We start from the raw sequence: 12,651 nt of genomic DNA on the forward strand, positions 1-12,651 counted from the left end.
CACCACCGGCGTCGAAGGGCGGGGACGACGCCACCCACGCGTCGAGTTCCGGCGGCGGCTCCACCGGCGGTGGTGGCACCCCGCCACCGCTGAAGAGCGACCCGCCCCCGCTCAAGACCGACCCCGAACCGCCTCCGGTGCAGACGCCGAAGGGGCTGGGGGACGACAAGACGGTCACCTCGAGCTCGGGTGGTTCCGGCAGCGGCGGCAAGAGCATCAAGGACAGCAACGCGAACCCGGACGAGAACGGCACCCCGCCGCCGGACCGGTCGGTGTGCGGCGACCCGATCGACGTGGCCACCGGGTGGATGCTGCTGACGCAGACGGACCTGGAGATCCCCGGCGCATTGCCGCTGGAGGTGTCGCGCACGCACATCTCGTCCTACCGCGCGGGCCGCTTCTTCGGCCCGTCGTGGGCGTCCACTGTGGACCAGCGGCTCGAGGTCGAGGACGACGGCCTGCACGTCGCGCTCGCCGACGGCAGCCTGCAGAGCTACCCCGTGCCGGTGAGCTCCCCCGTGCTGCCGGTCGCGGGCCCGGCACGGCCGCTGCGGCGCGTCGAGGACGGCTACCTGGTCGAGGACCCGGAACAGCAGCACACGTTGTTCTTCGAGCAGTCCGCCGACGGTGTGTTCCCGCTGCGGACGATCTTCGACGGCGACGGCAACCGCATCGACGTGGTGCCCGGCGTGAACGAGGTGCCGGCGGAGCTGGTGCACTCCTCCGGCGCCCGGGTGCTGTTCGACAGCGCGGGCGGCCGGATCACCGCGCTGCGGGCCGCCGACGGCACGGTGGTCGCGAGCTACGCCTACGACGCGCGCGGCCGGCTCGCCGAGGTCGTCGACGCCGCCGGCACACCGACCCGCTTCACCTACGACGCCGACGGCCGGATCGTGCGCTGGGAAGACGTCAACGGCCGCTGGTACGGCTACGGGTTCGACGCGGCGGGCCGGGTCGTGCAGGCGCGCGGCACCGACGGGTACCTCGACTGCACGATCGACTACGACCGCGAGAACCTCGTCACGAGTGTCACCGACTCGCTCGGCGCCGTGCGCCGGTTCCACCTCGACGACCGGCTGCGGGTGATCGCCGAGACCGACGCGCTGGGCCACACCACCAGCCTCGCCTACGACGAGCACGGCCGGTTGCTCACCCGGACCGATCCGCTGGGCCGCCAGGTCCGCTACGAGCGGGACGAGGCCGGCCGGGTCGTCGCGATCACCGCGCCGGACGGGACACGGTCGCTGACCGAGTACAACGAGCAGGGCCGCCCGGTCGCCGCGATCGGCCCGGACGGCGCGACGTGGCATTACGAGTACGACGCGCGCGGCAAGGTCACCGGTGTCGTCGACCCGCTCGGTGCCCGGACCTCCTACGCCTACGACGAGCGCGGCAACGTCGCCGTGGTCACCGACGCGCTCGGTGGCACCACCCGGATCCAGTCCGACGCGGCGGGCCGGCCGCTGAGCGTGGAGGACGAGGACGGCGCCGTCACCCGCTACACCTACGACCTGCTCGGCCGCACCACGTCGATGACCGACGAGCTGGGCGGCCTCACCCGGCTCGCGTGGGCGGCGGGCGACCAGCTCGCCGAACGGATCGAGCCGGACGGCGCGACGTGGCGGTGGAAGGACTCCGCCCTCGGGAACACCGACGAGAGCACCGACGCGCGCGGCAACACCACGCGCACGGAGTACGCGCAGTTCGACCTGCCGGTGGCCGAAACCGGCCCGGACGGCGAGCGGCTCGCCTACGCCTACGACACCGAGCTGCGCCTGGTGTCGGTGACCAACGAGCAAGGCCTGGTCTGGCACTACCGCTACGACCCCGCCGGGAACCTCACCGGCGAGACCGACTTCAACGGCCGCACCCTGCACTACCGCTACGACGCGGCCGGGCAGCTGATCGGCCGCACCAACGGCGCCGGGGAGACCACGACGCTGGAGCGCGACGTGATGGGCCAGGTGGTCCGCCGCGTCACCGGCGAAGACGTCGCGACCTTCGCCTACGACGAGGCAGGCCGCATGGTGGCCGCGCGCAACGCCGACGCCGAGGTCACCTTCGCCTACGACGCGCTGGGCCGTGTGGTCGCCGAGACTGTGGACGGTCGCGTGGTGCGCTCGGAGTACGACGAGCTCGGCCGGCGCCGCGTGCGCCACACGCCTTCGGGCGCGGCGTCGCGCTTCGAGTACGGGCCGGCCGGCACGCTGGCCGCGCTGCACGTCGGCAACCGCTCGCTGAGCTTCGAGCACGACCTCGCCGGCCACGAGCGGGTCCGCCGCTTCGGTGCCGCGGAACTGCGCCAGGGCTGGGCCCCGGGCGACCGGCTGGTGGCCCAGACGGTCGTCGCCGGCGCCCGCACGACCCAGCACCGCGAGTACGGCTACCTCGCCGACGGTTACCTGGCTTCGGTGACCGACGCGATCACCGGCCCCCGCACGCTGACCGTGGACCGCGCGGGCCGCGTCCGGGCCGTCGTCGGTCAGGGCTGGCAGGAGAGCTACGCCTACCACCAGACCGGTGTCATCGCCCAGGCGCAGACGCCGGGTGCGCCGACTGCCGGGCCGCGCGAGTGCCGCGGCACGCTGCTCACCGCCGCGGGAGCGGTCCGCTACGCCCACGACCCCGAAGGCCGCACCACCCTGCGCGGTGCCGGGCCGGCGAGCCCGCAGTGGCAGTTCCGGTGGAACGCCGAGAGCCGGCTGACCTCGGTGCTCACGCCCCAAGGGGAGCACTGGCGCTACCGCTACGACGCGCTGGGCCGCCGCGTCGCCAAGCAGCGCCTCACGCCGGACGGCCGGGTGGCCGAGCAGGTGCAGTTCGCGTGGGACGGGGACACGCTCGCCGAGCAGGTGCGCACCGAACCGGGCCAGCCTCAGGTCGCCACCGTGTGGGAGTGGGAACCGGGCACCGGCCGCGCCCTCACCCAGACCGAACGCGTCCTCGGCACGCCGGACGAGCGGTTCCACACCATCGTCACCGACCTCGTCGGCACGCCGAGCGAGCTGCTGGAGGAATCCGGGGAGGTCGCGTGGCACCGCCAGGCCACGCTCTGGGGCAAGGTCCTCGACGGACCGGGCCGCACCACCACACCGTTGCGGTTCCCCGGGCAGTACCACGACGCCGAGACCGGGCTGCACTACAACCTCAACCGCTACTACGACCCCGAGGTCGGCCGCTACCTCTCCCACGACCCGCTGGGCCTCGACCCCGGCCCGGACTCCCAGGCCTACGCCCTCAACCCGACCGCATTGGCCGACCCGCTCGGTCTCGCTCCGACCGTCACCCCGTGTGCGGCGAAGAAGAAGCAGCAGGCAGCGGCCACCGGCCCGTCGAAGTCAAAGGTGAGCAAGGCGAAGCAGCAGCTGACCGGCAACAACCCCGGGCCGAGCAAGAAGGCGCCGAAGGTGAAGACCAAGCCGGACGGCAACCCGGCCAAGTCCGACGGCAGCTACGGCACCACCAAACACGAACAGGCCCGCACCTGGGAGAAGTACCAGAACGAGATCAAGAACGACTCGACCTGGAAGGACCCCAACAAGCTCGTCAGCGGCAAGACGCACGAGTCCGAACACCCGATCGGGTACAAGGCCATCGGCGGCGACGAGTTCCAGCGGGCGAACGCGCACGAGACCCAGATCCGCGACGGCGTCAAGGCCGGCGATCGCGGGCCGAAGACCCCGGACGAGGCGGCCAACATCAAGGACGCCAGGCGCATGGAGGACGACGCGCCCGCCTACCAGGAGTCGGCGCAGGCGCACCGCGACAACATCGGCACCGGCGTGCGCGGTGAGAAGGACGGCTCGGGGTTCAACGCCGACACCTACCGCGAATCCCTCGGCAACACCTTGCGGGAGGGCCGGCCGAGCGATGGCGTCCAGCTCAACCAACTCACCTACGCCCACCAGCACAAGGACGGGGGCATGATCGACAACCCCGCTTACGTCAGCGAAACCAAGACTCCCGGCGTGCCCAAGAGGATCCAGGACTGGGAGCCGAACCCGCACTACAAGAACGACATGGAGACCCCGCACGAGCCGCAGATGACCCACGCGGAGCATCCCGCGCCCAACCGCGACTCCTTCCGCCCGACCGCCGGCACGACCCAGGGCAAGGTCGCCGACGACTCCTACCACCACATGGTGGACAAGATGGAGGGCAAGTCGATCGAGTACAGCGACGGCACCGGTGGTGTCGGCGTCCCGGGCGGCACCACCCACACCCCGCCGGTCTCGCACGACGACGTCATCGAAATGCACACGGCGCGCGACGTCGTGCGGGACGGCGCCAACGTGTCCAAAGAGGACATGCCGATGTTCCTCCACGGAAACGAGATGGGCCACCGCGTCAAGCCGCCTACCGACGAGCAGCTCAAGGAAGCAGACGACTACGTCAAGGACGACCCCAAGGTCGACATGTCCGACCAGGCGATCAAGGACCGGATCCGGCAGCAGCAGGAACGCATGCAGCAAATGGCGAGCCAGCAGCGCGCCGGCCGCGAACCGGGCTGGGCCGCCGACCCGGACGCCATGGAGATCGACGGATGACCGGCGCGAAAACCGCACGGGTGGCGTACTGAGCACCGGCTCGGACCGGGTCGGGGGACCCGGTCCGAGCCGGGTTCACAGCTGGCGCGAGATCACCAGCCGCATGATGTCCGAGGTGCCTTCTTCGAGTTCTTCGAGCTTTGCGTCGCGCATCCACTGTTCGACGGGGAACTCGCGGGAATAGCCCCAGCCGCCGAGGGTCTGGACGGCGGCCCAGGTGCAGAACATGGCGGTCTCCGAGGCCTGGAGTTTCGCCATGGCCGCGTTTTTCGTGGCGAGCTCGCCGGCGTCGATGCGGCGGGCGGCGTTGAGGGTGAGCAGCCACGCGGACTCGATGCGCGTGGCCATGTCGGCCAGCCGGAAAGCCACGGCCTGGTGCTCGATAATCGGCTTGCCGAACTGGGTGCGTTCGCGGGCGTAGTCGCGCGCGTATTCGTAGGCGGCGCGCGCGGCGCCCGTCGCGGCGGCGGCGAGCACGATGCGGGAGATGTCGAACGTCTTCATCAGCCCGTGGAAGCCGCGGCCCTCGTCGCCGAGGCGGTGCGCTTCGGGGACGAAGACGTGGTCGAAGAAGATCTCCCGGCACACGATGGCGCGCTGGCCCATCTTCTTCATCGGCTCGCCGAAGGTCATGCCCTCGGTTCCCTTGCGCAGCAGGAAAGCCGTGACTCCCGAAGACCGTTGCGCCGGATCCGTCTTGGCGAAGACGACGTACTGGTCGGCCAGGCCTGCATTGGAGATCCAGGCTTTCTGGCCCGTGATCTCGTACCCGCCCTCGACGCGGCGCGCGGTCGTGGTGATCGACGCGGCGTCGGAGCCCGAGCCCGGTTCGGTGGTGGCGAGCGCGGTGTAGAGCGGTTCCGGGCCGGTGAGCGGCCGCAGCCACTCCTCCTTCTGCTCGGCGGTGCCCAGCTCCAGCACCGGATCGGCGAAGAACCCGTTGGAGCACAGGAAGTTCCCGATGCCCGGGTCGCCCCAGCACAGCTGTTCCTGCACCAGGCACTGGGTCACGACATCGGTGAACCCGCCGCCGCCGAACTCCTCCGGCAGCATGAAATCGGTGATCCCCGCCTTCGCGGCGGAGCGGAAGATGTCCAGGGGCGACTCGACGTCGCGCTCGTCCACCTCGCGCCCGCGCGGGCGGATCTCGTTGACGGCGAACTGCCGGCAGAGCTCGACGATGTCGCGCTGCTCGTCGGTCAGGGGCCAGGGTTCGGCTGCCTGGGGCATGGTTCCTCCTCGGGGAAGTGGTCGGGCTCGTGCAGGATCAGCGCGTCGACGGCGAGCACCCCGCCGGCGGCGACCCGGATCGGGTTGAGCTCCAGGTCGGTGAGGCCGGGATCGGCCGCGATGGCTCGGGAGACCAGGACGATCACGTCGGCGAGCGCGCCGACGGCCACCGCCGGTCTGCCCCGCCAGCCCGCCAGCAGCGGGCGGCAGCGCAGCCCGTCGAGCATGGCCAGCGCCGTGGCCCGGTCGACCGGGGCCAGCTCGACCCGCGCGTCTCGCCACAGCTCGGCTTCGACGCCGCCGAAGCCGACCGTGATCGTCGGCCCGAAGTCGCGGTCGCGGCGCGCGCCGACGAGCAGTTCGACGACACCGGCTCGGGTGTCCTGCTCTTCCAGGACGTACTCCCCCGGCCCGAGCCGCGCGGACATCTCGGTGAACGCCGCCACGGCCGCACCTGCGTCGGCCAGCCCCGCCCGGACACCGCCGTGCTCGCTCTTGTGCTCCAGCCAGCCGGCCTTCAGCACGGCCGGGGCCCGCAGGTCCGCGAACGCCCGCCTGACGGCGGCGGCGTCGTCGACCCGCACAGCCCGGGGCACCGGAATGCCCAGCGACACCAGGGTTTCCCGCGCGTGCCAGTAGCCCGTGGCCCGGCTCAGCCCGGACCGGCCGTCGGCGGCGAGGTCGCGGCCCGGGCCGAGCGAAGCGGCGTTGGCCAGCGCGCCGAGCGCGGACTCGATCGCCGGATACGCCGGGAGCCGCCGCTGCGCCATCCGCGCGACCGCGGCCGACCGCTCGCTCATGCTGTGCACCACCACCGGCACCTCGCCGCCGGCCAGCTGGCCGAGCCGGTCGACGACGGCGTTCTCCGCGTCCACCAGCACCGGCGCGTCCTCGCCGTAGCAACCGAAGTAGCCCGACAACGCGACCGCGTCGGCCTCGCCCGAAGCGGCCACGGCCTCGCTCACCGCCGCGTAGACGGTGAGGTCCGCTTCGCCGGCACCGGCCAGGTCGACGGGGTTCGAGACGGCCGCCGCGGCGGGCAGGAGGTCGCCGAGTTTGCGTTGCAGCTCAGGGGAAAACACCGGCACGGACAGTCCCAGCGAGGCGGCCACGTCGGCCGCGAGCCCGCCCTGGCCACCGCTGTCGCTGACGATCGCCACGCGGCGGCCGCGGGGCGGCGTGGCCGAGGACAGGTACCGCGCGGTGCCGACGAGCTCCTGTGCCGTCGCGACCCGCAGCGCCCCCGCCGTCCGGCAGGCGGCCTCGACCACGGCGACGGCCGAGGTCAGCGAGCCCGTGTGCGAACGCGCGAGCCGGCGGCTGCCGTCGCTCGCCCCGGTGCTCAGGACCAGCGCGTGCTTGCCCGCGCGGCGCAGTGCCCGAAGCGCGGCGACCACCCGCGGCCCTTCGGTGAATCCCTCCAGGTACAGCGCGACGGTGGTGGTCCGTTCGTCCTCGACCAGCGCTTCCAGCAGGTCCGCCGCCGTGACGCTGAGCTGGTTGCCGACCGAGTAGAACCGCGAGACGCCGAGCCCGGACCGTGCGGCGAGGGTCGCGATCTCCAGGCCGAGCTGGCCGCTCTGCGACACGATCGCGAGCGGGCCCGGTGTGAAGTTGCCCCACGCGAGCTGCAGGTCGGCGTCCGCGTCGTAGAGCCCGAGGCTGTTCGGGCCGAGCAGGTGCGCGTCCGCGTCGCGCAGCATCCGCGCCAGCTCCGGTTCGTCGGCACCGAGGCCCGCGGTGATCGCGAGGAACGCCCGGGAGCCACGCTCGAGTGCTTGTGCCACAACGGGTTTCACGTGCGGCGCCGGCACACACAGCACCACGAGCTCCGGCACCTGCGGCACGGTCTCCACCGAACGGTGGCTGTCGCGGCCGAACAGCGGCCGGGCCTGGCGGTTGACGAGCCACACGGCCCGCCGGTGGGCACCCCGCAGGGCGCCCGTGGCGAGCCAGTAGCCCCATTTGGCACGGTCGTCGGTCGCCCCGACGACGGCGATCGAAGCGGGGTCGAGAAAAGCGTCGGGCACGGACACGGGTCGCCCTCCGGGGCTCTCGCGGCTGCGGTGAAAGGGGGTTCGGACGAGACGTCCCTATAGCTGACTGGCTCGTCAGTTATACCTTGCGATCCGATCGCGGACAAGCCCGTCTCCGAGCAGTTTCCGTTACTTGGCAGTGCCTATGAGTCGATCGGGCCCCGTTCGGAGCAGCCTCAGCAGCCGCAGTTTCGCAACGCGCAACTCAGGCGGCGACGCAGCTGTCCAGGAAGTGCAGCACGGTCGCGTTCATCCGGTCGGCGGTCATCTCCCGCGACCCGGCGAGCACCTGCACGGCGAGGCCGTCGATCATCGCGACGAGCATGTTCGCGAGCGCGGCCGGGTCCCCCGCGCGCGCCGAACCGTCGGCCTGGGCCTGCGTGATCAAGTCCGTGACTAGGCGCCGCCACTGCCCGTAGAGGGTCTCGTTGATGGCCTGGAACTGCTCGTCACGCATCGCCTCGGCCCACAGCTCCGCCCAGACGCGCCACGCGGTGAGCGCTTCGGCGGGGCGCGGCAGGAACGACTCGACGAGCTCCCGCAACGCGGGCAGCGGCGGGCCCCCGGCCGCCAGCAGCGTCCGGCGCAGCGAGATCGACAGGCGGTAGTTGTGCTCGAACGCCGCGCTGAGCACCGCGCGTTTGCCGTCGAAGTAGTAGTGGATGGTGCCGGAGCTGACGCCGGCGCGGCGCGCCACGTCGGCCAGCCGGAAGTCGTGCAGACCGCGCTCGGCGAGGACCTCGCACGCCGCGTCGAGGATCTGCTCGCGGCGCTCCGCCTCGACGTTCGGGCGTGGCACGGGGGCTCCTGTTCGTCGGGGCGCGGCCGGTCAGCCGAGGACCAGGTGCGGCTCGAACGCCTGCAGCAGCAACGTCCGCATCCGGTCCGGGGTCAGGTCGGTGGAGCCCACGAGGATCTGGATCGCCAGCCCGTCGACCATCGCGGTGAACCGGTCGGCGAGCGCCTCGACGTCCGCCTCCGGCGCGAGTCCCTCGCGGCGGCACTCCCGCAGCAGGTCGACGACGAGCCGGCGCCAGCTGGAGTAGATGCGCCGCTGCGCGGGCCGCAGCTCGGGTTCGAGCATGGCCTGGTTCCAGAACTGGATCCACACCGACCACTCGTCGACGTCGTCCGGCGTGAGGGTCAGCTGCACCTCGATCAGCCGCCGCAGCTTTTCGCGCGCGGAACTGGCCTGGCCGAACTCCTCGTCGAGCCGCTCGCGGAAGCGCCGCGCGTAGAACTCCAGCGCGGCGTGCAGCGCGGCTTCCTTGCTCGGGAAGTGGTAGTGCACGGTCGCGGTGCTGGTACCGCAGTAGCGCGCGATGTCGGAGACGCGCACGTTGTGGTAGCCGCGGCGGGCGATGAGCACGGTCGCGGCCTCGAGGATCTGGTCGCGCCGCTCCTGCGCGGTCACCGGCTGCGCCCGGTCGCGCCGTCCGTCCGGTGCGGCGACGGGCGCGGGGCCGGCGCCGGAAGCCAGGTAGCGCACGGATACGCCGGAGGCCTTGGCGATCGCGGCCAGCTCCTCGTCGCGAAGCCGCCGCGTGCCGCGCAACGCCTTGGACAACGCGGTGGGATCCATCCCGATCCGCTGCGCCAGCTCGCGCTGCGAGAGCCCGGCGGAGCGCAGCGCGGTGCGCACCCGCTCCCCCGGCTCGACCGCGGCGGTGTCCGGCCGATCGTCTGTACTGGTCATGGCCAGGCCAGTATGCCAGGGCACGGCGCGTCAGCCCGGCTGCTCGACGACTTCGAGCGCGCTGATCACCTCACCCGCGGCGCGCTCGCCCGACGAGATCGCGCCGTCGATGTAGCCGTTCCACACCGACGCCGTCTCCGTGCCGGCCCAGTGCACGCGCCCGGCCGGCGCCCGCCAGCCGTCGCGGCCGTGGGCCGTCCAGCCCCCCGGCGTCACGAAACACTCGTAGCCGCCGACGGTCCACCCCTCGTGCGGCCAGATCTTCTCCACGTACTCGATCGGCTCGCCGGGACCGGCCACTTCGGACAGTGCCGCCAGGACGGCGGACCGGCGCGTGGCCTCGTCGCAAGCGGCCCACCGGTCGAGCCGGTCGCCGTAGACGAACGCGACCAGCACGCCGCGCGACGCGTCCTCGGGCGAGTTGTCGAACACCACGCCGACCGGGCTTTCGCCGTACAGCGTGGCGATTCCGGACCGTCCGGCCGCCCGCCAGAACGGCGTGTCGTAGACCGCGTGTACCTTCGCGACCCGGCCCATCGGCGAATGACGCGCCCACCCGAGCCGGTCGGACGGCAGCACCGGGTCGAACGCGATCCGCTCCAGCACCGCGGGCGGCACGGCGACCACGACGCGGGCCGCGCGCACGACGGTGCGGCCGGTGGTCACCTCGACCCCGTCCGCGGTCTGGCGGATCGAGCGCACGGGATCACCCAGCCGGACGCGGTCGCCGAGCGCCGCGGCCATCGCGCGGGCCACCGCGTCGGCGCCGTCGGTGAACCGGGCGTCCTGCGCGCAGCCGCGGGTTTCCATCAGCTGCTCGTAACCGCCCGCCGAGGCGAGGTAGAACAGCACGTGGAACAGGGAGATCTCGCGTGGTTCGGCGCACCAGACGCCCTGGACGGCCAGCGCCAGGCGCCGCAGCGCGTCCTCGTCGCGGGTCTGCGAACGGAAGAACTCCCGGGCGGACAATGCGTCGAACTCGCCGAACCGCGGCGTGGCCCAGGGTTCGGCGAGGTCGACGGTGCGGGCGAGCTCGTCGAGCAGCGTGGTGACGCGTTCGTACTCCGCGATCCCGGGCCCCGTGTCGGGGGCGGCGCCGGAGTAGCCGACGCTCGTGCCGTCGTGCCAGACCTCGACGTGGCGGCCGGTCTCCCAGGTCGGGAACGTCGTGCAGCCGAAGCGGGCCGCGAGCGCGTGGAACCGGCGCTGTGTCGGCCCGATCCACTGCCCGCCGTGGTCGACGCGCACGCCCGAGGCGGTCACCTCACTGACCACGCGGCCGCCCACGCGGTCGCCGGCCTCCAGCACGACGACGTCGATCCCGGCGTCGGCCAGCCGCGACGCGGTGGTCAGCCCGGCGTACCCGGCACCCACGACCACCACACCCGGGTCGCCGTCCGGTCGTTCTCGTGTAGTCACACCGACCACTGTGGCGCAACATTGACTCACCGGTCAACTGAAGTCCAGAAAGTTGCGATCGAAGTCTTGACAGTGACCGGCGCCACGTCCAGGCTGACTCGTCAATCAGTCGTTGCGTTCGGCTGCCAGTACCTGGGAAACCGGAGAAACAGGAGTGGCGATGACCGGAAAGCCGCAATCCTCGCAGGCACTCACGGCCGCCCAGCTGCGCACCGACGTCGCGGCCGGCGGCGAGTTCGCCGACAAGGGCCTGCGCTCCGGCGCGCTCGGCATGGCCGCCAGCCTGATCCTCGCCGTCGCCTCCGCGGCCCCCGCCTACAGCCTCGCCGCGACGCTCGCGTTCATCGTCGGTTACGTCGGCTTCCAGGCGCCGGCCGTGGTACTGGTTGCGTTCATCCCGATCCTGTTCGTCTCCTTCGGCTACGCGGCGCTCAACCGCCGTGATCCCGACTGCGGCACGATCTTCACGTGGGCCTCTCGGGTGCTCAGCCCGAGCCTCGGGTTCCTGGGCGGCTGGGCGATCATCGCGTCGTTCGTCCTCGTGGTCGGCAGCCTCGCGCAGGTCGCCGGGCAGTACGTGTTCCTGCTGTTCGGCGCCGACGGGATCGGGTCGGACCCGGCCAACCCGTGGGTACTGCTGGCCGGGCTCGGGTGGCTCGCGCTGATGACGCTGATCTGCTACCGCGGCATCGAGATCGCCACCGCGGTGCAGCGGGCGTTGCTGTTCCTCGAGTTCGGGATGCTGCTGGTGCTTTCGGTGGTCGCGCTCGTGCGCGTGTACACGGGCACGGCGCCGGCCGGGATGCAGCGGCCGCGGCTGTCGTGGCTCAACCCGTTCTCGGGCGCGTCGCCGAGTGCGTTCGTCAGCGGTGTGGTGCTCATGCTGTTCATCTACTGGGGCTGGGAAACCGCGATCACGGTCAACGAGGAGACGGCCGACCGCCGCCGCACGCCCGGCCGCTCCGCGACCTACTCCACCTTGTTGCTGCTGGGTGTGTACCTGCTGGCGACGTTCGCCGCGGTGTCGTTCGCCGGCATCGGCGACAGCGGCATCGGCCTGACCAACCCGGACAACTCCGGTGACGTCTTCTACGCGTTCGGCACCGCGGTGTTCGGCGCCGGCGGCTTCGGTTCGGTGCTGTGGCACCTGCTGATCCTGATGGTGCTGACCTCGGCGGCCGCGTCGACCGAGACGACCGTGCTCACGCTCAGCCGCACCGTGCTGTCGATGGCCGACCAGGGCGCCCTGCCCCGCGCGCTGGCCCGCGTGCACCCGCGCTTCCGCATCCCGCACGTCGGCACGATCGCGGTCGGGGTCGTCGGCGCGATCGTCTACATCGCCCTGAACTTCCTCGGCCACGGGCTCGTCATCGGCGACGCGGTGTCGGCCTGCGGGGTGATGATCGCGTTCTACTACGGGCTCACCGGGCTGACGTCCGCCTGGGCCCACCGCGCCGAATGGCGCACGAGTGCCGCGGATCTGTGGCTGCGCACGGTTTTCCCGGCGATCGGCGGGGTTGTGCTGCTCGCCGCGGGGACGTGGAGCCTCGTCCACGCGTGGGACCCGTCGTCGAGCGGCACGAGCTGGCCGCTGCCGTTCACCGGCGTCGAGGTCGGCGGCACGTTCGTGATCGGCGCGGGTTCGCTGGTGCTCGGCCTGGTCGTGCTGCTGGTGTGCCGCCGCGTCTACCCCGCCTTCTTCCGCCGCTGAGGAGCGTTTCGC

7 protein-coding genes are annotated in these 12,651 nt (G+C 72.1%); 2 read left to right on the forward strand and 5 right to left on the reverse strand.

Features of this window, described 5'->3' with window-relative positions:
- Nucleotides 1-137: 137 nt before the first annotated feature.
- A complete protein-coding gene (locus ACFY1H_RS25955) occupies nt 138-4,547 on the forward strand; it encodes a DUF6531 domain-containing protein (protein ID WP_386950348.1) in 4,410 nt (1,469 codons plus the stop codon).
- Nucleotides 4,548-4,622: 75 nt separating this feature from the next.
- Here ACFY1H_RS25955 and ACFY1H_RS25960 read toward each other — a convergent pair whose 3' ends face one another.
- The 5 genes from ACFY1H_RS25960 to ACFY1H_RS25980 form a co-directional block, all read right to left on the reverse strand.
- On the reverse strand, nt 4,623-5,777 hold the full coding sequence (locus ACFY1H_RS25960) for an acyl-CoA dehydrogenase family protein (protein WP_386950351.1): 1,155 nt from the start codon (nt 5,775-5,777) through the stop codon (nt 4,623-4,625).
- Nucleotides 5,747-7,813 carry an acetate--CoA ligase family protein gene (locus tag ACFY1H_RS25965; RefSeq protein WP_386950354.1) on the reverse strand — a complete coding sequence of 689 codons (2,067 nt, stop codon included), beginning with the start codon at nt 7,811-7,813 and terminating at the stop codon, nt 5,747-5,749. Before ACFY1H_RS25965 ends, ACFY1H_RS25960 begins: the two co-directional genes overlap by 31 nt.
- 205 nt (nt 7,814-8,018) lie before the next feature.
- Nucleotides 8,019-8,612 carry a TetR family transcriptional regulator C-terminal domain-containing protein gene (locus ACFY1H_RS25970; RefSeq protein WP_366582279.1) on the reverse strand — a complete coding sequence of 198 codons (594 nt, stop codon included), beginning with the start codon at nt 8,610-8,612 and terminating at the stop codon, nt 8,019-8,021.
- 30 nt (nt 8,613-8,642) lie between these two features.
- Nucleotides 8,643-9,509 (reverse strand): TetR family transcriptional regulator C-terminal domain-containing protein, encoded by an 867-nt coding sequence (locus ACFY1H_RS25975; protein WP_386950358.1) that lies wholly within the window; start codon nt 9,507-9,509, stop codon nt 8,643-8,645.
- A 30-nt stretch (nt 9,510-9,539) separates the two neighbouring features.
- Nucleotides 9,540-10,928, reverse strand: coding sequence for a flavin monoamine oxidase family protein (locus ACFY1H_RS25980; RefSeq protein WP_386950361.1), 1,389 nt, complete (start codon nt 10,926-10,928; stop codon nt 9,540-9,542).
- Nucleotides 10,929-11,088: 160 nt separating this feature from the next.
- On the opposite strand from ACFY1H_RS25980, the gene ACFY1H_RS25985 reads away from it, so the two are divergent.
- Nucleotides 11,089-12,639 carry an APC family permease gene (locus tag ACFY1H_RS25985; protein WP_386950364.1) on the forward strand — a complete coding sequence of 517 codons (1,551 nt, stop codon included), beginning with the start codon at nt 11,089-11,091 and terminating at the stop codon, nt 12,637-12,639.
- The last annotated feature ends 12 nt before the right edge of the window (nt 12,640-12,651 follow it).

The sequence above is a fragment of the Amycolatopsis sp. NPDC001319 genome, from assembly GCF_042896185.1.
Taxonomy (GTDB): Bacteria; Actinomycetota; Actinomycetes; order Mycobacteriales; family Pseudonocardiaceae; genus Amycolatopsis.